We start from the raw sequence: 22195 nt of genomic DNA on the forward strand, positions 1-22195 counted from the left end.
CAGCAAAGCTGCTTTTTACACCAAACGATTTATTTCTTTTTGTAATCTAGTTATAATCCTTTTTTCTAATCTTGAAATATAGGACTGTGAAATTCCTAAGATATCTGCAACCTCTTTTTGAGTCTTTTCTTGTCCAGTATTTAATCCGAATCTTAATTCCATTATTTTTCTTTCTCTTTTAGATAACTTTTCTAATGCTATCTTTAGCAGCTCCCTATCCACTTCTTCCTCTAAAAATTTATGTATAATATCATTCTCTGTTCCTAATATATCAGAAAGTAATAGCTCATTTCCATCCCAATCAATGTTTAGTGGCTCATCAAATGAAACTTCCATTCTTACTTTACTATTTCTTCTTAGATACATTAAAATCTCATTTTCAATACATCGTGACGCATAGGTAGCAAGTTTAATATTTTTTTCTGGGTTAAATGTATTTACTGCCTTTATAAGTCCAATTGTACCTATAGAAATTAAATCTTCTATTCCTATTCCTGTGTTTTCAAACTTTCTAGCAATATATACCACTAAGCGTAAGTTTCTTTCAATTAAAATGGTTCTAACAGTACTTTCATCATCCTTAAGCTTAGCTATTAAAAAACTTTCTTCATCATTGCTTAAAGGTGGAGGTAAAGCCTCACTACCTCCTATATAATATAAACTATCTTCATTATAAAGCCTAACTTTCTTTAAAATTTTAATTAAATAATATCGATACATTAGCTTCATTTTGTTAATAATTTTATTCAATTTATATACCTCCAATTTCAATTTTGTATAGAAGGGTTTATAACCCTTCCTATTCGCTATATAATGTCTGGATGTAATAACGCCATATAATCTCCAGTTTTAGACAGTTTCTTATGATAAATAGCAACGATTATTTCCTTAATATCCCTATTATGTTTATCATCATGGATTAGTACATTATCTGGCTTAAATCCAACTAACATTCCGTTTTCGGTACCTAGTGCTTGATAAGGTATTATTCTAAATCTTGTTATCCAATTGCTATCAACCAATTGTTCAACTACTTGTTCAAAGTTAAACGCATGATTATTTAGAAAAACATCTTTAAGTTCAACAGGCAAAAGGCTTTTTATTGCATTATATTCTACAATTATTACAGGATACTTACTAATTGGATCTGTTAACGAGTTACCCGTATCCACTATGCCTTTTAGATCTACTATCTCATCATTAATTTTAATTCTAACATTCATTAATATTTTTTCTTTTGACAGCTGTTTCTGAATATAACCCCAACAAAATTGAATTAAAATATATCCTATGCCACAAGAAATAAATATGTTTTTTATTGATATATTTGTCATGTAAAAGATTCCATTACTTACAATTCCATTGAAGCTTGTGAAATAAAAAAGTGCAAAGCCTGCTCCTCCAAATACTAGTGTTATTAAATAAAATATACCCATTAACCTAAAAAAGTCTTTGAAACGATATGGTGTGAAGGATAAAATAATTATTAACATGGAACAAGCAATCTTCATTAATATTGAAAATAAAAAATATAGAGATGGAAAAAAAATAATAAATGCATATAAAGCTCCTAAGGAAGATGCTAAAATTAATTTTGTACGTTTAGTAGGGTATTTAGCAAACTTACCTGTTAAAGATAATATTATATAATTCATAATAAAGTTTTCTAAAAATACATATTCAGCATATACAATCATAACTCTCCCCCTTATAGGGACATAATATATTCTCTATAAAATTATTCATTTTTTTTGGATTTATGTATATTATATAGGATTGTATATTATTTTTTTGTCATTATCTGTAGTCGAAAAACCACTTTGTATTATATTTTAGGTGGAAAAATGTTAATCAGAAAAGGCATCTTATATTATTAGATTGTGAGAAAAATAAAAAGACCATAGATTTGGTCTTTTATATTTTTTATTTAGTTTATTCAGATATTATCGTTTTCTCCTAAGAAAAATAGGTATATCTAGATCTTCATTTCTATCATTTTTCACATCTTCTTCAGTTGTGGCAGCAACTTCTTTTATTTCAGGTTTCCTAATGATATGTTGTTCTTGAGTATCTATCATTTTTATCATATCTTTTTCAAAACCAGTAGCGATTACTGTAATTCTAATTTCATCTTTTAAATTTTCATCAATTACTGCACCGAAAATAATATTTGCATCCTGATCTGCAGCTTGTGCCACTAATTCGGCAGCCTCATTCACTTCGAATAATCCTAAGTTAGATCCGCCTGTAATATTTAATAAAACTCCCTTTGCACCTGCAATTGATGTTTCTAGTAATGGACTTTGAATTGCTTGCTTTGCAGCCTCAGCAGCACGGTTTTCACCACTTGCATTACCTATACCCATATGAGCTAGACCTTGTTCCAACATAATTGTCTTTACGTCAGCAAAGTCAAGATTAACAAGTCCTGGTACAGCAATTAAATCTGAAATACCTTGAACGCCTTGCTTTAATATATTATCTGCTATTCTAAAAGCCTCTAGCATAGTTGTTTTCTTTTCAATTACTTGAAGTAGTCTATCATTAGGAATAGTAACTAAAGTATCAACACGAGTTTTTAATTCCTGTATACCTTGCTCTGCATGGATCATTCTTCTTCTACCTTCAAAAGTAAAGGGTTTTGTTACTACCCCAACAGTAAGTATACCTAGTTCCTTAGCAATTTCCGCAACAACAGGTGCAGCGCCTGTACCTGTACCTCCACCCATACCAGAAGTGATAAATACCATATCTGCTCCTTGTAGTAATTGGGCTATATCTTCCCTACTTTCCTCTGCTGCTTTCTTCCCAATTTCAGGATTCGCACCAGCACCTAAACCCCTCGTAAGTTTTTCACCAACTTGCAATTTATGTTCAGCTTTAGAAGTGAATAAAGCCTGTTTATCTGTATTTACAGAAATAAACTCCACTCCCTTTAGATCTGACTCAATCATACGATTTACAGCATTATTACCTCCACCGCCAACACCAATTACTTTAATATTAGCGAATGGCTCAATATTCATATCAAATTCCAACACAATATTACCCCCTTGTTATGTAAATAGCTTCATTCGTTTTTATGTCATGGCATAATCCATGGTTGTCTTCAATAAATATTAAATCTATTTAAGAACAAAATCTTTTTCAAAGATTCTCAATGTTGATTTTGTTGAAACACATTATGGAAATTATGACTTATCCACAGTTTTAAAAAGTACATAATTTACTATGTGTTATAAGAAATAACATTTGTATTATTTTATAAACTATAGATTAATTCAACAAAAATCACAGATTTCCTTTTTTTTATATACAATAATATATAAAATTTTATTGTATATAATTTGGAATAAAAAACACCAACAAAAGTCCTAGTTTTTCATTAAAATTTCTGTGACTATTAGCCCAACTTATTTCGCAGTTGATTTAAAACGAATTTTATCTAATAAATGTCTACGGATAATGGCAAAGTTTTGGAAAAGTCTTCCTCCAAATGCAAAGATTGCTGCATAGTATAAAGGTACACCTAAACGGTCACCAATATATGCTAAAAATCCAGCTAGAATAGCATTACCAAAAAAACCTGAAACAAATATTTCAGTATTAAATTTATTTTCTAGCATGGAACGTATTGCACCAAAAACAGAATCTAGAGAAGCCAAAATAGCTACAGAAATATAAAGAGCATATTTGGCCGGATAAGTTATATCTAACTTTAATCCTAAAAAGACTCCTAACATCAATCCTAATATAGCAAAAATCATTTTATTCACCTTCCTTCGGCGTTAGGTATTTCCAAACAATACTATTATTATATTTGGCAATTCTTACATGCTCATCAGTTTCTACCTCTAGTCCTAGTCCATATACTTCTTTTAACATAAAAGCATTAGAATCCGGTGATTTAACTGCTGCACTTAAAGTATCCTGATTGCCTATAGCTTTTATAATAAATGGTTGTCCATAGGTATGATTATTTATAGTAATAGTATATCCTGCACATTGAATTTCTGATATACTCATTATTCTTTGCCCATTAATAGAAAGTGCTTCTGCTCCTGCTATTTTTAAATCATTTATAATATTGAGTACATCTGCATCATGTACAATAACATCATTTGGATTTTCCCACTCGTACAATTCTCTCTCGCTATCACTAAGCTTAATAATAACTCCAGGACCTTCTAAGTCCACAAATCCACTTATCGTTTTGAGTTGTTCATTTTCTTTTTTCAAAACATCTTTAATACTTCCGCCTTCTCGAATAGCATTTTCATATTCAATAAGTTTACTTTTATTAGAAGCTATTAGTTCTTTCATATTTGAGACTTCTTCCTGCTCTCTTTTTACCATATTTTGAAGGTCTGTTATCGTCTTTAAGCTTACAAAACTATAATCACCTTGTACGTTCTTCACCTGAATAGCTATAAAAAAACCAAGAATAGTGCATAAAAGAATTATTATTATTATTTTATTTAACTGTATTTTCATAATTACACCTCTACTTTTCTAAGAAGTAGCATCTATAGGTTTTGCATATTTAAAGTTAGTTGTTTTATTATAACGAGGTATTACAACCTTGTTTTCCTTTTTTATATTAACCTGCAAATTGTATAGTTCTCTCATTTCTTCAATAATTCCAAACCTCATATTAAGGGCTGCGTATAATGATTCTGCATCACCAACTGCTTTTATAGTAAAGGGTGGTAAGGTAGGTACAGAATTAACTAGTACAGAATTTGAAGTGTAATAAATTTCAGTTGTTGAAGTATATCTTTGATCATTAATTGAAATAGCCTCTGCTCCTGCTCCATTTAGTTTGTTAATAACACCTAGAAGAATATCATAGTTATACATAATAAAACTGTTTTCTCCATGGCCAGGATGATTTTGTATAGGATCATCAATTGTAACAACAATTCCGGGGCCCTCAATAGTTTTATATCCAGCTACTACTTGGTATTTTTCCAAATCCTTTTTTAAATTTTTAATAATAAAACTTTCATCAGCCTCTGACATTTCATATTCCTTTAATCTTTTTTCCAATTGTGTTAACTCTTCTGTCAGACTACTTTTTTCAACTCTTAGCTCCTTTAACTCTAATGCCAACTGCTGTGCCTTTTGACTAGATAAGAATCCTCCGGCATTTCCTTTTACTGCTTTAAATTGCATAGATATAGTTAAACCTAAAATAGCGCAAAGGACACCTAAAGCAACCTTACCGTTTAGTTCTTTCATAAGCTAGTCCTCCCATGTGTTCCTATCTTTTACAGAAATATGACCTTCATATCTCATATCAATTACAACATTTCTAATATTTTTTGTATATAGATTCACTAGTATTTCATCTAAGGCTACCATAAGATAGGCAGGATTTTTCCCTTCACCTAACAATACATCTACGCCATCCAAGGTAATTAAACGAATATTATTTTCCTCTGTAATATTAATTTCAGATATCATCTCAAATATTGAAGTCATTTTTGCAGCTTTTAGCAAATCCATAACGACCTTTAATCCTTTATCATTAGTAGTCTCAATCTTTTCGCCTACCTTAAAACTTTTAAATTCTACACCTGTAATTAATATATGATCATTAGCAATATAACTATCCGATGCCTTTAGTACTATATTTTCTTCATCTATATATATATATGACCCCATATATGGTATTATAGCATATTCTTGTCGTTCCTTCACTTCAATTGTAATAGTTCTAGGAAGTTTTCTCTGTACCTTCGATTCTTTAATGTATGGATGAGATATTATGTCTTTTTCTATTTCTTTCAAGTTATACTTGAATATATTTCTATTAATAACTAAATTAGAAAGATTAATAATTTCTTCTGATTCTACCTGTTCATTACCCTCTAACACTATGTTATTTAAGTTCATCAAATCTGACTGTAATAAATAATATATTCCCCAAAATATAAATACTAAAGCAAATAATATACTAGAAATTCTTGTCTTTATTTTACGGGCTTTCTTTCTCTTTTCAATGTAGCTTTTCTCTTCAGCCGCCATCTTTTCACCCCTACCTTCACAGCTTGTCCACTAAAAGACTATATTAAGTGCAGCTATTTGGCCGCTCCTAATATAAACCTATATTCATTTAACTTTTAATAGACAGGTTTACTTTTTTGTTATTCTAGCACCCAATGTACCTAACACTTCATGGATATTTTCATAGCCTCGTTCTACATGCTTTATGTTCTCTACAATTGTTGTACCTTCCGCTGCTAGACCTGCTATTATTAAAGCAGCTCCACCTCTTAAATCCTGTGCGACTACTGTTGCACCACTTAATTTGCTCTCACCTTTAACTATAGCTATTCGTCCATCCACTTTAATATTAGCTCCCATTCTCACTAATTCATTAGCATGCTTATAACGATTTTCAAATATATTCTCAGTAACTATTGTTATTCCATCACTTAGAGTCATTAAAGTCATCATTTGTGCTTGCATATCCGTAGGATAACCAGGATAAGGTAGGGTTCTAATTGATTCTACAGCTTTAATTTCTTTAGGAGCTATAAGTTTTAGACTACGATTATAAATCTGAACTATGCATCCACTCTCCCTAAGTTTATACAATGTTGATTGCAAATGTTCATGTATAACATTTTTTAACACTATTTCACCTTTTGTAATAGCCGTAGCTATTAAATAGGTACCAGCCACAATTCTATCCGGTATTATAGTATGATCTACATCATATAGCTTCTCTACGCCTTCGATACGGATAGTGGCCGTTCCAGCACCTGAAACCTTAGCACCCATAGCATTTAAGAAGTTTTCTAAATCAACAATTTCAGGTTCTCTAGCAGCATTTCTAATAACAGTTGTTCCTTTAGCAAATATTGCTGCCAACATAATATTTTCTGTAGCACCAACACTTGGAAAATCTAGCTGAATATCAGAACCCCTTAATTTAGTAGCTTCACAAGTTAAAAAACCATGTCTTTCCTCTATTTTGGCTCCCATTTCTCGTAAAGACTTCAAATGTAAATCTATAGGTCTTGGCCCAATTTCACAACCACCTGGGTAACTTATTTTCACCTTACCACATCTTGATAACATAGCTCCTAAAAAAATTATAGATGATCTCATTTCCCTAACTAGTTCTTCTGGTATTTCGTAGTTTGTCAATTCTTTAGAATTTACAACAATTGTTCCATTTTCTCTTTTGACTGAACAACCCAAAGATTTTAATATTTTTTCCATAATATCTACATCTAAAAGCTTAGGTATATCGTGAACAACATTAATACCACCATTTAATACAGTAGCAGCTAAAATCGGTAATACAGAATTTTTAGCCCCACCTACTCTAACCTCTCCACCAATCCTATTGCCTCCATCAATAATGAGTTTACTCACTATCCAGTCACCTCCAGAACTAATAAATATTTATTAAAAATTGCATAGTATGTATCAAAAACAAATATATAAACATCATATGCAAAAGTTCTAAAGGTGTGTCATTATTAATGATTAATGTTTTTTAGAAGACTTTCTATTTCCTTATATATACGATCAGCAGCATCGGTAATTCCTTCCTTTCTACTTGCAGCTTCCATGGACTTTAAGGTGTCCTTATTATTTAATATTTTTTCAATTTGTCTATTTAACACTTCTCCACTTAGTTCGTCTTCACGAATAACTACAGCTGCTCCTTTACTACCCATAGCATTAGCATTATATTCTTGATGATTTTCAGCCGTATGAGCTTTAGGAATAAGTATAGCAGACTTCCCTACTGCTGTAACCTCTGCAATAGTAATCGCACCTGCGCTACATACAATCAAATCACAGGCCTTTAGGGCATAAGGCATATCATTAATATAAGGAAGTATTTCATGATTATTAGCTAAATCCTCTTTATTGATATTTTCAATTGTATTTTTATATAATCTTTTACCAGTAACTAAAATAACATTAAAATTTTTAGGCTTATATAGCTTTAACATCTCTACTACAGCATTGTTTATTTTAAGAGCACCACCACTACCGCCTACAACAAGTACATTAGGCAAGTTTGACTTAATGCCATATTTTTTTTTTGCTTCTTCCTCTGTAACATTAAAAAACTCTCCACGTATAGGGTTTCCTGTTACTACTAGTTTGTTCTTACTTTTAAAGTATTTTTCTGCCTCTCTAAAACTAAGCGCAATTTTATCTACATACTTATCTAAAATCCGATTAGTAAGACCTGGAAATACATTTTGCTCATGTATTATTGTCTTAATACCTAGCTTAGATGCCATGTAAACAACAGGACCACATACAAATCCGCCTGTTCCTATAACAATATCTGGCCTAAAATCTTTTATTATCTTTCTTGCTTCTAATATACCTTTAAAGAGCATACCTGCACTTTTTATATTGTGAAGAGAAATTTTTCTTTTTAAATAACTTACGGTAACAAACTTTATTGAATAGCCGGCCTTAGGTACAATATCACTTTCCATACCTTTCTCAGTTCCAATAAATAATATTTCTGCATTTGGATGCTTTTCCTTAATTTTGTTGGCAATAGATATTGCAGGATAAATATGTCCACCAGTACCCCCACCACTCAAAATCACTCTCATCTTGTTCAGCTCCTGTCTAAGTTAGTATGTTTAGATATGTTTAGCAGAATTCCTATAGACGCCATAAAAGTAACTAGAGAACTTCCTCCGTAACTTATGAAAGGAAGAGCCATACCTGTAACAGGCATAGATGATGTTGCAACTGCAATATTTATCATAACCTGTACAGCAATCATAGTAATAATACCAGTAGCCATAACGCATCCTTGTATATCTCGTGCACTCATAGCAATTTTTATTCCTCTCCATATTAAAACCATAAATAAAAGAATAACAGTTGCCCCCCCAATGAAACCTAGTTCTTCTGCAATAATAGCAAATATAAAGTCATTTTGTGGCTCTGGCAAGTAAAAATGCTTCTGTACGCTTCTACCAAGACCTCTACCAAATATGCCACCAGTACCTATGGCTAATAAGGACTGTATTACTTGAAATCCAGTATCTGTTGGGTCCTGCCATGGATCTATGAAAGCTGTAATTCTATCGGTTTTATATCCTTTTCCAGTCAATAAAATAACTGCAAGCATTGCAATTAATCCCGTAACTCCAGTTGCAGCTATTGCCATAAAGTGCGAGAACTTAATGCCTCCCACAAAGACCATAGCAAAAATCATAACAACTACTACAAAGGCTGTACTAAAGTCTGGCTGTTCATAAATTAATCCAAAGTATAGTCCCATAATTAATAAGTATGGCAGAATACCTTGTGAAAAAGTTTGCATTTTTTCTTTTTTACGACTAATGCTAGTTGATATAAATATTACTGATGCAAGTTTAGCTATATCCGAAGGCATAAATGTAAGAGATCCTACCCCAAGCCATCTTTGTGCATAGTTTCTTGTGATACCTAATGGTGTTAATACTGCAATTAAAAGAATTATACTCACAACAAAAGCAAGATTCGCATATTTAGACCAATGCCAATAATTTATTCTAGAGAAAAAAATCATGGCAAAAGTACCAACGGTAGACCATATTAAAACTCTTTTTAAATAAAAATATCCATCGTCCATATTCACTAAAGTATATGAATAACTTGAACTAAACACCATAATGATCCCAATTATAACCAACATACATACGGAAATAAGTAGAATAAAGTCTTGGGGCTGTTTTCTAGCCATACTTTTACCTCCTTAACTGTGCAACAATTTCTTTAAAATGTTTTCCTCTCATTTCAAAGTTTTCATACATATCCCAGCTAGCACATGCTGGAGAAAGTAGTATAGTATCTCCATTAGTTGATATATTGTAAGCACTTTTAACTGCATCTCCTAAATTTTCAACTCTAGTTACATAGTCAAAGTTTAGTCTCTTAGCAGTTTCCAATAAAGTCTGGGCTGTTTCTCCATATACAAACATATGCCTTACCTTTCCATTAAAAGCATTGATAAAATCATCAAACTCTGTTCCTTTATCAAGTCCACCTGCCAATAATAGAATAGGAGTATCTATAGCTTCTAAAGCTTTAATAGCCGCATCAGAGTTAGTAGCCTTGGAGTCATTAATGAACTTTACTCCATTAATAATATCTACAGGCTCTATTCTATGTTCTACTCCTTTAAATGTCTTTAAAGTATGTTTAATAACTTCTATATCCACATTTAAAGAAAGAGCTATGGCAGTAGCAGCTAAAGCATTTTCTAAATTATGCTTACCTGGAATATATATTTCATCTATAGAAATAATATCTATTTTTTCTCCGTCTTTTATGAATACAATCTTTTGATTATCAACAAAAATACCTTCTTTTAATAGTGTCTTTCTACTAAAATAAATTTTAGTTGCGCTTAATGTCTTACTTCTCTCACGTAATGTTAAATCATCATAGTTTATTACTGCAATATTGTTAGCTACTTGATTTTTAAACAAATTGAATTTTGCGTCTTGGTAATTTTCCATAGTTTTATGTCGGTTTAAATGATCTGGAGTTAAATTAAGAATTGCCCCTACCTCTGGTTGGAAGTCAACTATGCTTTCTAATTGAAAACTACTGGTCTCAATTACAATTACATCATCCTCATTTGTTTCTAGTGCCTTGGATATAAAAGCTACACCAATATTACCAACTACATGAGTAGTTCTTCCAGCATTTTTAAAAATTTCTCCAACCAAAGCAGTAGTAGTTGTTTTGCCATTGGTTCCTGTAATGGCTACAATATGTCCTTTAGACAACCTATAAGCCAATTCTATTTCACCTATAATTTCTATTCTTTTGTTTTTTATTTGATCTATAAATGGTATATCTAATGGTACCCCTGGAGAAACCACTACTAGGTCTAGGTGCCCTAATGACTCTATAGTTTCTGGATGTTTTCCTAATATGTAGTTAACATTTAGATCTGACAACAAGCTAATGCTGTCTGTTAAATCCTCTTCTTTTTTTAAGTCATTTACAACTACATTGGCACCTAACTGACGCAAAGCCTTTACCAATGGTACTCCTGTAACTGCTAAACCAATAACTAGTACATTTTTACTCTTTAGATTCATACATACACCTGCTTTCTTAATTTAAAGCCAATACTCCTACTAAGCAAAGAATAACGGTAACAATCCAAAACACGATTACTACCTTAGTTTCTGCCCATCCACTAAGCTCATAATGATGGTGCAATGGGGTCATTTTAAATATACGTTTTCCTGTCAGTTTATATGAAACTACTTGTAAAATAACCGATAAAGTTTCTGCAAAATATATACCACCTACTATAGGTATAATTAAAGCTACATTCATAAGTATGGCAACAGCCGAAATTGCTCCCCCTAATGCTAATGAACCTGTATCTCCCATAAAAACCTGAGCTGGATGAGAATTAAATTTTAAAAAACCTAGACATGCTCCGGTTACTGCAGCAGAAAAAATAGCTAGGCTAGTATAGCCCCAGTTCATAGCCAATAGAGCAAAGAAAGCTGCAATAATAAGAGTTACACCAGAGGCTAATCCATCTAAACCATCAGTTAAATTTACACTGTTTACAGTAGCTACTACTACAAAGACTATAAATGGTATATATAAAATTCCTAAATCTAAGTATTGAGGTATAACAATATTCCCAAAAGTAAAGCTTCCTTTTATAAATGGGACAATTATTTTAGTTCCCATAACAGAAATACTAGATTGATATATTGCTAGAAAAATTGCAACTACGATTTGAAGACTTAATTTTTGATATGCCCTTAGCCCTAAAGACCTTTTTAATACTACCTTTATAAAGTCATCAATAAATCCAATAAATCCAAAGGCCACAGTGGCTCCTAATGCAACTAATAAATCTCTGTTAATTAAGCCTGATGTAAAGGAAGTAACTAATATAGATGCAATTATAATTATGCCTCCAATAGTAGGGGTTCCAGTTTTTTGTAAGTGACTTTTAGGCCCCTCTTCTCTTACTGTTTGACCCACTTTAAGTTTCTTTAAAAATGGAATTATTAATGGTCCCAAGATTAGGGTAACAAAAAATCCTATAATAATAGTGTATATAATCTGTCTATGTTCTAACATCATTGTATTATCTCCTCTCTTGTAAAAACCTTACAATTTCCTCCATTGTCATACCTCTAGAACCTTTTACTAAAATTGCATCATTTTCATTTATATGCTTTTCTAGAATATTGATAGCTTCCGTATTGTTAGGCACTGAAAAAATTTTCCGCTCATCTAGGCCATGTTCCTTAGCTTCTAAACCTATCCAATCGGCCATATCCCCAACAGTAATTAATATATCAATTTTCTTTCTAGCTAAATACTCTCCCACGCTTCTGTGTCCTTCTTCCGCAAAGCTTCCCATTTCAAACATATTACCTAATACTGCAATCTTTCTATTAGCTTTCATGGTTTGTAAAACATCTAAAGCTGCTTTCATAGAATCCGGACTAGCATTATATGCATCATTAATAATTTTCATATTATCCTTCTCTATTACTTCTAGCCTCATTTTAGATGGTTCGAAGTGGTCTAATCCCCTTTGTATTTCTTCTACAGTCATATCATATTTTAGACCAATCCATACTGCAGCTAATCCATTATATACATTATGTAAACCAAGCTGTTTTATTTTAAATGTTATAGGCTTACCTTCAATATTTACTGTAAAGTTACTTCCACTCTCACCTAAATCCTCAATCTTAATAGGGTAAAAATCATTACTAGAGGATAGTCCATAAAAAATTACTTCATAATCTTTATTAGTTTTATCAATATTTTTTAAATGTTCATCATCTCCATTAACTAGCAAATAGTTTCCCTTAACTAGGTTAGTAGCTATCTCCATCTTAGCCTTCATAATATTCTCTTTACTACCAAAATGTTCGATATGAGAAACGCCAATATTTGTTATTACTCCAATTTGTGGATTTACAATATTAACTAGATCTAATATTTCTCCATAGGATGACATACCCATTTCAAGTACAGAAATCTGATGGTGATTTTCTAAATTTAAAAGCGTCATAGGTAGGCCAATCTGGTTATTAAAATTACCAATGTTCTTATGTACACTATACTTACCAGATAAAACCCCACTAATTAAGTCCTTAGTAGTTGTTTTTCCAACACTACCTGTAACACCTATAAATGGAATATTAAATAGGTTACGATAGTAGCGCCCTATATTCATTAATGCTTCTAAAGTATCCTTTACTTGTATAATAGTTATATCCTTAGGTATACTTATATTTTCTAGCTTACCTTCTTGTATTAGTACGGCACTGGATCCATTTTTTATGGCATCTTCAATAAACATATGTCCATCAAAATTTTCACCTATTAAAGGAATAAACATGCTACCTGCTTCAATTGTACGAGTATCTGTAGATATTTTATTAACTGTCTCCTTATTACCTTTATTAATTATAACACCATTACATGCCTCCACAATGGCTTCAATACTTTGTTCAATCATATTAGTCCTTCCTTCCTAGCTATTTCTATTGCTACCTTACGATCATCGAAAGGTAGCACATCTTTACCTATAGTTTGTGTTACTTCATGACCCTTACCTGCAATAATAATTATATCGTTATTTTTTGCAATTTTCATGGCATATTCTATTGCAGATTTTCTATCCTCTACAACCTTATATTTATCTGTTACTTTTTTTATGCCTGCTTCAATCATTTCTATTATTTTTAAGGGATCTTCAGTTCTTGGGTTATCAGATGTAATAACGCTATAGTCACTAAGTCTACCAGATATTTCACCCATTACAGATCTTTTAGTTATATCCCTATCTCCACCACATCCAAATACTGTAATTATGCGATTTTTAGCGAATTCCTTGGCAGATTGAAGTATATTTTCAAGAGCGTCTGGAGTATGAGCATAATCTACGATTACTGCAAAATCCTTTATTTCTTCAATTATCTCAAATCGCCCTGGTATACCCTTCATACCATTTAGTCCAGTACATATTTCGTCTAAGCTTAATCCAAGAATGTAGCAGATTACAATTGCTGGCATTATATTATAAACAGTAAATATACCAGGTATTTTAACATAAATAGATCTTGTCCCAACTGGTGTATGTATGTCAAAATGTACGCCTTTAATATCTACATTTATATTAGTAGCATAAATATTAGCCTTTTCTTTAATACCGAAGGTAAGTAAAGGTACTCTAAGTTTTTTTATTTCATCTGCTATAATCTTTCCATGAAAATCATCGACATTAATAATATTACATAATGTTGTCTTATAAAACAACTTTTTCTTTGCATTTCTATAATTATCCATATTGCTATGAAAGTCTAGGTGATCTGGAGTTAAGTTAGTGAATACGCCTATAATGTATGTACATCCTTCTACCCTTCCTAATTCTAAAGCATGGGATGAAACTTCCATTATACATGTATCTATTTCTTTTTTTATCATTTCAGCAAATATTTTTTGCAAGTCTAAGGCTTCTGGCGTAGTTCGAACAGCCTCCCTTTCTATATCTCCAATCCAGTTTGATATAGTACCAATTAGACCAACGTTTTTGCCATGAAACTCCAAAATACTTTTAACCATATATGTAATTGAAGTTTTTCCATTTGTACCTGTAATACCTATTACCGGTAATTGTTTTGTAGGTTCCTCGTAAAAACGATTTGCAATTAATGCCATTACTTTTCTCGAATCTTCAACTTGAATAACAGTTACATCATCTGTTTCAATTTCCTTTTCTGTAATAATTGCTGTAGCACCTCTATTAATTGCATCTCTTACATATAAATGTCCAGTAGTTTTAAAACCATCTATACATATAAATAAATTGTCTTTTTTTATTAATCGTGAATCAAAATGAACATCACTAATCTCTATATCAATATTTCCTTTAACTTTAATAACTTCAATATTGTTTAATAATTCTTTTAAGAGCATCTGGACACCTCCAAGTACTATTAGGTATTATTAACTGTTATGGTGCTTTTTAAAAGGCAACTAAAAATTAAAGTATAATTCTTTAATTTTTAGTTGCCCACTTTAAAAATATTATTATGTCATATACACCGTTATCGATCTTATTCGGGCTTGAATTCAACACTTATTATTGTACCTGTTTCAACCGTTGTACCTACCTCAGGATATTGACTAGATGCTAAGCCACTTCCACTTATTTTTAGCTTTAGACCCAAATTATTTAAAATTATATTAACTTCCTTTATAGTCTTACCCTTTAAATCTGGAACTTCTACAGTGGAAGGAATATTTTCATTTGGTTTAGTATAAAGTAAAATAATAGATTTTTCTGGTACATTAGCCCCTGGCTTTGGGAACATATCAACAACGATAGCATTTTCATCTGCATAATATTCTGGTTCAGTCCTAAATTGAAGATTATTGTCAAGTAATATTTTAGATGCTTCTTTAACAGTAATATTTCTAACCTCAGGTATTGTTACTTTTGCTCTACCAAACTCCTCTTCCTCTTTATCCGTATATCTTGGCTTAATATCTAGATACCTAAGTGACTCTTCCAATACTTCTTTAACTATTGGAGCTGCCGTTGTACTTCCGTAAGTACTAAAGCCCTGTGGCTCGTCAACTATTGCTAATATAGCTAGCTTTGGATCATCAGCTGGTGCTATTCCGACAAATGAAGATACATATAATCCTTGGGCATAACCTTTTCCAACAACTTTTTGTGCTGTACCAGTTTTCCCTCCCACCCTATATCCAGGAATATATGCATGACTTCCAGAACCATCAGCAACAACTGCTTCCATCATCTCTCTCATTATCTTAGAAGTTTTTTCCGAAATAACCTGTCTAATCATTGTTTCTTCAAAGCGATGAACTACATTACCATCATCATCAGTTAACTCCTTGACTATTCTAGGCTTCATTAACTTTCCATCATTTGCAATAGCGGCTACTGCATTAACTAACTGTATTGGTGTTACAGAAATACTTTGACCAAATGAAATTGTTGCAAGTTCCACTGGTCCCACATTATTTACAGAATACATAAGAGACTTTCTCTCTCCTGGCAAATCTATTCCTGTAATATCTGATACACCAAATCCATCTAAATAATTATAAAATGTTTCTACTCCCATTTTCTGTCCTAACTCAACAAATACCGGATTACACGAGTTTTGTACTGCCTCTACTAAGGTTTGATGCCCATGAGGATTATACCATCTCCAACATCTAATCCTCTGTCCTGACACCATTATATATCCGTTATCAACAAATGTACTCTGCGGTGTGACAACTCCCTCTTCTAGAGCTGCAGCTGTAGTTAGTAGCTTGAACGTAGATCCCGGTTCATAGGTATCATTTATTACTGGATTCCTCCACATAGCGTACCATGCTTCTAATTGCTTCTCTTGATCCATTGTCTCAATTTGTTTTTTTAATTCTTCATCTAATGGGGTCCTTGGAGAGTTAGGATCATAATCTGGTTTAACAGCCATTGCCAACACTTCACCAGTCTTAACATCAGTTACAATTACAGACACACGTTTCGCCTTATTAACTTCTAATGCATTTTGAACTGCCTTTTCTGCAAAGTGCTGTATAACCTCGTCTATTGTCAACACCACATTGAGACCATTCTCTGCTTGGTGATACTTTTCTGTACTAAAAGAAAGTTGTCTACCAGCTCCATCTGTATTTTTAATCCATCTACCTGGTATACCACTTAGATATTTTTCATACTCTAACTCAATGCCAGACATACCCTTATTATCATCAGTTGTATGACCAAGAATATATGCAGCAAAGTTTCCATAAGGATAAAACCTTTTATTATCTTCAGAAACAGAAATACCCTTTAGTCTTTCTGCTCTAATCGCTTTTGCGCGTTCATCATCGATATATGGAGCAATCTTTACTATATACTGGCTAGTTTTTATTTTTTTCAATACTGTTTCTTCATCTAATTCTAAAATACTCGATAAAACTGCTGCTGTTTTTTCAGGTTCCTGTACTTCGTTAGGATGTACCCATACTGTATTTGTACTGGCACTTATTGCTAGTTCTTTTCCATTTCTATCATAAATTACTCCGCGTTTTGCAGGTATAGGAATATCCCTGGTTTGATATTTATTGGCTAAATCCTTATACTTTTCTCCTCTTACTATCTGTATCCACCCTAGTCGTATTATAAGTCCAAATAAAACTAAAGATACGGCTGTGAAAATAAATAAAAGTCTTCTTTTGCTAGAAATACTAGGTTGTGACACATAAATTTCCCCCTTTAAATCCTTATATAGCTAACTAGTTTTGAAAAAAAACTACTCAAATTTTTATTTTCGTCTTGTTGACCAAAATTATCATCCTTTGCTTTATTAATCTCGCTAGTAAGCATTGCAACCTTTGTAGGATTGATATTAATATATATCATTTGGTCTGAAGATGGGTAATCCATTCCTAATCTGGTTTTTGCTTCATTTTCAATCCATCCTGATTTTGAAACCTTTTCAACTTCTACTCTCAACTTTTCCTTTTCAGTCTCTAATTTCTCTATCTGATTTTGCAAGCTATTAACTCTATGCTTTACTTCGGTAATAGCCATGAATCTTGTTAATAATAATATGCTAAAGGCAAATACAGTAGCAAGAGCAATAGCTATAACAAATTTTTCGAATTTATAGTTTTTCTTTAGCTTTTTGTTTTTACGAGTTTTAGGCTGTTGCTTTTCTTCTACTTGTTCATGTATATAAGCAGATTCTTTTCGGGCTAATACCAATTTTATTCATCCTCTCTCCAATTTAGAACTGGACTATATTTTTTCAATTACACGTAACTTAGCACTTCTCGATCTTGGATTTATTTCTAGTTCTTCATCTGTAGGTAATATTGGCTTACGTGTAATTATTTTAACCATAGGTTTTTTATTACATTGACAAATAGGAAACTCTGTTGGACAAGTACAAGGATTACTAAGAGCTCTAAAAGCATTTTTTACAATTCTATCTTCTAGAGAATGAAATGTAATAATACAGATCCTTCCACCTTTATTAAGTTTTTCAACTGCTGCTTCTATAGTATTTCTAATAATATCCAGTTCCCCATTTACTTCTATTCGTATAGCCTGAAATGTCCTCTTGGCTGGATGTGGTCCATCAATACGAGCCCCCTTAGGGATTGCCCGTTTAATAATATCTACCAGCTGGTGAGTAGTAACTATCTCTTCATCATTTCTAAACTTTACAATAAACTGTGCTATACGTTTTGCCCATTTTTCTTCCCCATAACTTTTGATTACATCTTCAAGATCTTGTTCAGAATAGTTATTTACAATGTCTTTAGCTGTTAAAATGTTGCGGTTGTCCATTCGCATATCTAACGGCGCATCATTCATATAAGAAAATCCTCTTTCAGCCTCGTCTAGCTGATGGGAAGATACGCCTAAATCAAGAAGGAGCCCATCAAATCCTAACATTCCAAGGCTTTCTAATACACAACTTAAATTACTAAAATTATCTCTAACTAATTTAACTCTATCCATCATATTCGACAGTTTTTCAGAAGCTGCTTTAATCGCATTTTCATCCTGGTCAATTCCAATTAATAAGCCATTTTGTCCTAAACGCTTTGCAATTTCCTTAGAATGACCCGCACCTCCCAGAGTACCATCTACATAAATACCATTTTCTTTTATATTTAAGTTTTCTATGCACTCTTCTAATAATACTGATATATGTTTAAATTCCATCTAATCACCTTCATCATATATATTAAATACCTAGTTCTGCCATTTTACTTGCTATCTCATCATAGCTTAAATTTTCATCACTATTGTATTCTTGCCATTCTACATTGCTCCAAATTTCTATTCTTGTACCTACTCCTATAATTACTGCATCTTTTTCTAAAATAGCATGTTCTCTTAAATTGGTGGGGATTCTTATTCTTCCCTGACTATCTAATTCACATTCAGTTGCTCCAGAAAAAAAGAATCTCACAAATGCTCTTGCATCCCTATTTGTTAATGGTAATTGCTTTAGTTTATTTTCTAATATACTCCACTCATCCATAGAATAAATAAATAAGCAATTATCCAATCCCTTTGTAAGGATGAAACGCTCACCGAGTTCTTCTCTAAATTTTGCTGGAATACTCACTCTTCCCTTAGTATCTACCGAATGTCCATATTCCCCAATAAACATTTTCATCCCACCTTTATGGGCTTTTAACCCACTACATACCACTCTGCACCACTTTTACATACTAATTCTATCATTTTTCCTAAAATCCTTCTATATATTAAATTAAATTGCAAAAAATAAAAAAAGTCGTATATTTTATCACATCGACTCCTGTCACAAGTAAAAGTTAGTCTAAATTGTTAATTGCTCAAAATATTGTTAGTCTCTAGTTTTTTAATATGTTAGCCTAATAAAAAGATATTTAGTTTTTCAAAAAAATAAAAAGCTGCCGTTTCCCATGGCAGCTATGATTAGCTATCTAATATATTAGTATAACTATTATTAAAATTTTGTAATTAACTATCTAGGTTTTTAGTATAGTTAATTCTATATATTTAAAACATGTTTTTATCTTTAACTAGTTATTAAGGTAACTTAGTTAGAAGTTAATTTTATCTGTTTATAGTAACTCACTATCAATTCATCTAGTTGAGTACTCAAATCATATATTAAGCTATTGTCTACCTTATTTAAAATCATTTCATTTAACATCCCCTGTAATCTCTCGATTTCATTTTTCAACATGTTTTCACCCCAATTTTCCTTTTCTCATGTTTAACAATGTCATTATACGATTAGTCATGATTAAATATTAGTTAAATAATCAAAGTTTGTCAAATAAAATTAGGGTGATTTATATTCATATTATTGATATTTTCTGTTTTTTTCTCTTAATTTCTCGATTTAATAATCTAAATCTTTCTTTATGGATAACTTTGTATTATTATAGAGTTTTTTTGTGCTTTATATAAATATCAAATAATTATTCTTTATAAATCTATTCTCTTATTCTCCGCTTTCTTAAAATTTGACCCATTAAAATGGCACCTATAATGCTTACTATACTTATCAATTGAGCAACTCTAAACGGTCCAAACATTAAACTATCAGTCCTTAAACCTTCTATAAAATATCTCGCAATAGAATATAAAATTAGATACAGAATAAATATTTGCCCCTCATACTTTTTCTTTTTAGAGTAATACAATAAAAATATAAAAACTCCAAAATTCCATAATGATTCATACAAAAAAGTTGGATGCACTTTAACTCCATTTATTTCAATACCCCAAGGTAGGTTTGTAGGTCCTCCATGAGCTTCCTGATTAACAAAATTACCCCATCTTCCAATTGCCTGCCCTAATATAATACTTGGAGCGCATATATCAGCTAAAGTCCAAAACCCAATTTTTTTATACCGACAAAATAAATACCCGACTAATACACCCGCAATAATAGCGCCATGTATAGCTAAACCCCCATTTCTTGTATTTATAATCTCTTTTGGATTTTTACTATAATAATCCCAGCTGAAAATAACATAATATGCCCTCGCTCCAACAATTGCTGCCGGTACAGCTATAAGTGCTAAATCCATTATAACATCATTATATAAACCCTCTTTTTTAGCACGATAAGTAGCTACTGCGATTCCAAACAATATACCTAGAGAAATCAAAATACCGTACCAGGCAATATCTACTCCGAAAATTCTAAAAGCTATCGGATCCATTTTTAACACCTCTCCTATAATTTACTATAAACATATTTTAAAATCGATATAGTAGATTATATTACATTTGACCAATATTGAAAAGGCAATCGGTAATATTTTAAAATTGGAAGGATGCCATATATAACTCATACAACTAGGATCCCTTTATTATCGACAGAACCTGTCTTTCTTTTAAGAAGTGATTTTTTAATCTTTCTTCAACTTTTTCAAAAGAAGTTTCTTTTAAAACATCTATGTATTCAATAAAATTTATATCCTTAAAAAAATATGATATAAAGGAGCTTCCAATGAATTCTATAGAGTTAAAATAACTAAGATTTTCTCCAATTTGCTTTTTCTTTATACGCTGAAAGTCCTCCTTATTAAGCCCTTCTTTTATTTTTTTCTCTATATAATTATTAGTAATCTTTAATACTTCCTTAGGATCCTTTGACTCTCCACCAATAATAGTATGTCCATAATTTAAACCACCTGAATACTCTCCTCCAAAAGAATCATCAATTAGCCCTTTATCATATAAACTTTCAAATAGTTCTGAGCTCTTTCCAAATAGAATGTCTAATAAAAGCCTTAATTCTACCTCCTTCTCTAAAAGTTTCCGTCCCTTTAAATCTAAATCAATATCCTTATATCCAATATAAAATAAAGGTGTAGATACAGACATCTCCTCTTCCATTAGTACTTGGCCTATTGATATACTTTCCGCTGGATAATACCTGTCTATATCAATTGGATCTTTATTTTTAGAACTATCTTTAAAATATTTTTCTATAGTTTGAAACACTTTATCTTTATCTAAATCTCCAACTATAAATACAGCCATGTTGCTAGGATGGTAAAATGTATTGTAGCAATTGTATAAATCTTCTTCTGTAATTTTATTTACACTTTCTACAGTTCCTGCAATCTCATTTTTTACTGTATGTTCCTTATACATAGATTTAAGTAAATTGAAATATCCTTTCCATTCTGGGTTATCATCATACATTTTAATTTCTTGTGCAATAATACCCTTTTCTTTTTCCACATTTTCCTTAGTAAAATATGGAGACTGAACAAAAGAAATTAAGTCCTTTAAGTTTTCATAAAAATGATCAGTTGAAGTAAAGTAATATGCAGTAATATTAAAATTAGTATATGCATTTACATTAGCTCCCCTAGCGGCAAATTTATCAAAAGCATTACCTTCAGGCTCTTCAAACATCTTATGCTCTAAAAAATGTGCAATACCTTCAGGAACCTCATAGACATTATCTTCTTTGTTTGTTTTAAACTTTAGGTCATTAGATCCAAAGTTAGTAGCAAACATAGCATATTGTTTCGTATATCCCTTTTTAGGCATATAAAATATTTTAAGTCCATTATTTAATCTCTTTTCATAAACTATCTCTTTAATTAAATTCCCTCTATGTTTAATAATTTCCATAAAGTATAC

Annotated in this window: 21 protein-coding genes; all 21 read right to left on the bottom strand. The window is 31.5% G+C overall.

What is annotated here, in order from left to right:
* Positions 1-15: 15 nt before the first annotated feature.
* Positions 16-729 (bottom strand): RNA polymerase sporulation sigma factor SigE, encoded by a 714-nt coding sequence (sigE, locus tag HYG84_RS14375; RefSeq protein WP_212382313.1) that lies wholly within the window; start codon positions 727-729, stop codon positions 16-18.
* A 77-nt stretch (positions 730-806) separates the two neighbouring features.
* A complete protein-coding gene (gene spoIIGA, locus HYG84_RS14380; protein WP_212378389.1) occupies positions 807-1697 on the bottom strand; it encodes a sigma-E processing peptidase SpoIIGA in 891 nt (296 codons plus the stop codon).
* 246 nt (positions 1698-1943) lie between these two features.
* Positions 1944-3041 (bottom strand): cell division protein FtsZ, encoded by a 1098-nt coding sequence (gene ftsZ / locus HYG84_RS14385; RefSeq protein WP_212378391.1) that lies wholly within the window; start codon positions 3039-3041, stop codon positions 1944-1946.
* Between the two features lie 372 nt (positions 3042-3413).
* The gene (locus tag HYG84_RS14390) at positions 3414-3767 is read right to left on the bottom strand and encodes a small basic family protein (RefSeq protein WP_212378393.1); all 354 of its coding nucleotides are present in this window, start codon (positions 3765-3767) and stop codon (positions 3414-3416) included.
* A 1-nt stretch (position 3768) separates the two neighbouring features.
* Positions 3769-4494, bottom strand: coding sequence for a DUF881 domain-containing protein (locus HYG84_RS14395; protein ID WP_212378395.1), 726 nt, complete (start codon positions 4492-4494; stop codon positions 3769-3771).
* Positions 4495-4512: 18 nt separating this feature from the next.
* The gene (locus HYG84_RS14400) at positions 4513-5241 is read right to left on the bottom strand and encodes a DUF881 domain-containing protein (RefSeq protein ID WP_212378397.1); all 729 of its coding nucleotides are present in this window, start codon (positions 5239-5241) and stop codon (positions 4513-4515) included.
* A gap of 3 nt (positions 5242-5244) precedes the next feature.
* On the bottom strand, positions 5245-6030 hold the full coding sequence (locus tag HYG84_RS14405) for a cell division protein FtsQ/DivIB (RefSeq protein ID WP_212378399.1): 786 nt from the start codon (positions 6028-6030) through the stop codon (positions 5245-5247).
* A 108-nt stretch (positions 6031-6138) separates the two neighbouring features.
* Positions 6139-7389 (bottom strand): UDP-N-acetylglucosamine 1-carboxyvinyltransferase, encoded by a 1251-nt coding sequence (gene murA / locus HYG84_RS14410; protein WP_212378401.1) that lies wholly within the window; start codon positions 7387-7389, stop codon positions 6139-6141.
* Between the two features lie 107 nt (positions 7390-7496).
* Positions 7497-8603, bottom strand: coding sequence for an undecaprenyldiphospho-muramoylpentapeptide beta-N-acetylglucosaminyltransferase (murG, locus tag HYG84_RS14415; protein ID WP_212378403.1), 1107 nt, complete (start codon positions 8601-8603; stop codon positions 7497-7499).
* Positions 8604-8608: 5 nt separating this feature from the next.
* Complete coding sequence (gene ftsW / locus HYG84_RS14420) at positions 8609-9727, bottom strand: putative lipid II flippase FtsW (RefSeq protein ID WP_212378405.1); 1119 nt, start codon at positions 9725-9727, stop codon at positions 8609-8611.
* A 4-nt stretch (positions 9728-9731) separates the two neighbouring features.
* Positions 9732-11096, bottom strand: a complete 1365-nt coding sequence (gene murD, locus HYG84_RS14425; RefSeq protein ID WP_212378407.1) for a UDP-N-acetylmuramoyl-L-alanine--D-glutamate ligase — start codon at positions 11094-11096, stop codon at positions 9732-9734.
* Positions 11097-11112: 16 nt separating this feature from the next.
* Positions 11113-12111, bottom strand: a complete 999-nt coding sequence (mraY, locus tag HYG84_RS14430; RefSeq protein ID WP_212378409.1) for a phospho-N-acetylmuramoyl-pentapeptide-transferase — start codon at positions 12109-12111, stop codon at positions 11113-11115.
* 4 nt (positions 12112-12115) lie between these two features.
* The gene (locus HYG84_RS14435) at positions 12116-13507 is read right to left on the bottom strand and encodes a UDP-N-acetylmuramoyl-tripeptide--D-alanyl-D-alanine ligase (RefSeq protein WP_212378411.1); all 1392 of its coding nucleotides are present in this window, start codon (positions 13505-13507) and stop codon (positions 12116-12118) included.
* Positions 13504-14967: a UDP-N-acetylmuramoyl-L-alanyl-D-glutamate--2,6-diaminopimelate ligase gene (locus HYG84_RS14440; RefSeq protein WP_212378413.1), complete on the bottom strand. Its 1464-nt coding sequence runs from the start codon at positions 14965-14967 to the stop codon at positions 13504-13506. The genes HYG84_RS14435 and HYG84_RS14440 overlap by 4 nt, the downstream gene beginning before the upstream one ends.
* A gap of 140 nt (positions 14968-15107) precedes the next feature.
* Positions 15108-17276 (bottom strand): penicillin-binding protein, encoded by a 2169-nt coding sequence (locus HYG84_RS14445; protein ID WP_212378415.1) that lies wholly within the window; start codon positions 17274-17276, stop codon positions 15108-15110.
* 14 nt (positions 17277-17290) lie between these two features.
* Complete coding sequence (locus HYG84_RS14450) at positions 17291-17782, bottom strand: septum formation initiator family protein (RefSeq protein ID WP_212378417.1); 492 nt, start codon at positions 17780-17782, stop codon at positions 17291-17293.
* A 33-nt stretch (positions 17783-17815) separates the two neighbouring features.
* Positions 17816-18751 carry a 16S rRNA (cytosine(1402)-N(4))-methyltransferase RsmH gene (gene rsmH, locus HYG84_RS14455; protein ID WP_212378419.1) on the bottom strand — a complete coding sequence of 312 codons (936 nt, stop codon included), beginning with the start codon at positions 18749-18751 and terminating at the stop codon, positions 17816-17818.
* 22 nt (positions 18752-18773) lie between these two features.
* A complete protein-coding gene (gene mraZ / locus HYG84_RS14460) occupies positions 18774-19205 on the bottom strand; it encodes a division/cell wall cluster transcriptional repressor MraZ (RefSeq protein ID WP_212378421.1) in 432 nt (143 codons plus the stop codon).
* 414 nt (positions 19206-19619) lie between these two features.
* Positions 19620-19769 (bottom strand): aspartyl-phosphate phosphatase Spo0E family protein, encoded by a 150-nt coding sequence (locus tag HYG84_RS14465; protein WP_212378423.1) that lies wholly within the window; start codon positions 19767-19769, stop codon positions 19620-19622.
* A gap of 253 nt (positions 19770-20022) precedes the next feature.
* The gene (gene lgt, locus HYG84_RS14470; RefSeq protein ID WP_212378424.1) at positions 20023-20757 is read right to left on the bottom strand and encodes a prolipoprotein diacylglyceryl transferase; all 735 of its coding nucleotides are present in this window, start codon (positions 20755-20757) and stop codon (positions 20023-20025) included.
* A gap of 136 nt (positions 20758-20893) precedes the next feature.
* Positions 20894-22186 (bottom strand): EF-P 5-aminopentanol modification-associated protein YfmH, encoded by a 1293-nt coding sequence (yfmH, locus tag HYG84_RS14475; RefSeq protein WP_212378425.1) that lies wholly within the window; start codon positions 22184-22186, stop codon positions 20894-20896.
* Between the last annotated feature and the right edge of the window lie 9 nt (positions 22187-22195).

It is taken from the genome of Alkaliphilus sp. B6464, from assembly GCF_018141165.1.
In the GTDB taxonomy this organism is placed as follows: Bacteria; Bacillota; Clostridia; order Peptostreptococcales; family Natronincolaceae; genus Alkaliphilus_B.

What these genes read in the sequence shown, in the direction of transcription:
- sigE (WP_212382313.1), bottom strand. Translation starts at nt 729, where the DNA reads ATGAAGCTAATGTATCGATATTATTTAATTAAAATTTTAAAGAAAGTT.
- spoIIGA (WP_212378389.1), bottom strand. Translation starts at nt 1,697, where the DNA reads ATGATTGTATATGCTGAATATGTATTTTTAGAAAACTTTATTATGAAT.
- HYG84_RS14390 (WP_212378393.1), bottom strand. Translation starts at nt 3,767, where the DNA reads ATGATTTTTGCTATATTAGGATTGATGTTAGGAGTCTTTTTAGGATTA.
- HYG84_RS14395 (WP_212378395.1), bottom strand. Translation starts at nt 4,494, where the DNA reads ATGAAAATACAGTTAAATAAAATAATAATAATAATTCTTTTATGCACT.
- HYG84_RS14400 (WP_212378397.1), bottom strand. Translation starts at nt 5,241, where the DNA reads ATGAAAGAACTAAACGGTAAGGTTGCTTTAGGTGTCCTTTGCGCTATT.
- HYG84_RS14405 (WP_212378399.1), bottom strand. Translation starts at nt 6,030, where the DNA reads ATGGCGGCTGAAGAGAAAAGCTACATTGAAAAGAGAAAGAAAGCCCGT.
- murG (WP_212378403.1), bottom strand. Translation starts at nt 8,603, where the DNA reads ATGAGAGTGATTTTGAGTGGTGGGGGTACTGGTGGACATATTTATCCT.
- ftsW (WP_212378405.1), bottom strand. Translation starts at nt 9,727, where the DNA reads ATGGCTAGAAAACAGCCCCAAGACTTTATTCTACTTATTTCCGTATGT.
- murD (WP_212378407.1), bottom strand. Translation starts at nt 11,096, where the DNA reads ATGAATCTAAAGAGTAAAAATGTACTAGTTATTGGTTTAGCAGTTACA.
- mraY (WP_212378409.1), bottom strand. Translation starts at nt 12,111, where the DNA reads ATGATGTTAGAACATAGACAGATTATATACACTATTATTATAGGATTT.
- HYG84_RS14435 (WP_212378411.1), bottom strand. Translation starts at nt 13,507, where the DNA reads ATGATTGAACAAAGTATTGAAGCCATTGTGGAGGCATGTAATGGTGTT.
- HYG84_RS14440 (WP_212378413.1), bottom strand. Translation starts at nt 14,967, where the DNA reads ATGCTCTTAAAAGAATTATTAAACAATATTGAAGTTATTAAAGTTAAA.
- rsmH (WP_212378419.1), bottom strand. Translation starts at nt 18,751, where the DNA reads ATGGAATTTAAACATATATCAGTATTATTAGAAGAGTGCATAGAAAAC.
- mraZ (WP_212378421.1), bottom strand. Translation starts at nt 19,205, where the DNA reads ATGTTTATTGGGGAATATGGACATTCGGTAGATACTAAGGGAAGAGTG.
- HYG84_RS14465 (WP_212378423.1), bottom strand. Translation starts at nt 19,769, where the DNA reads ATGTTGAAAAATGAAATCGAGAGATTACAGGGGATGTTAAATGAAATG.
- lgt (WP_212378424.1), bottom strand. Translation starts at nt 20,757, where the DNA reads ATGGATCCGATAGCTTTTAGAATTTTCGGAGTAGATATTGCCTGGTAC.
- yfmH (WP_212378425.1), bottom strand. Translation starts at nt 22,186, where the DNA reads ATGGAAATTATTAAACATAGAGGGAATTTAATTAAAGAGATAGTTTAT.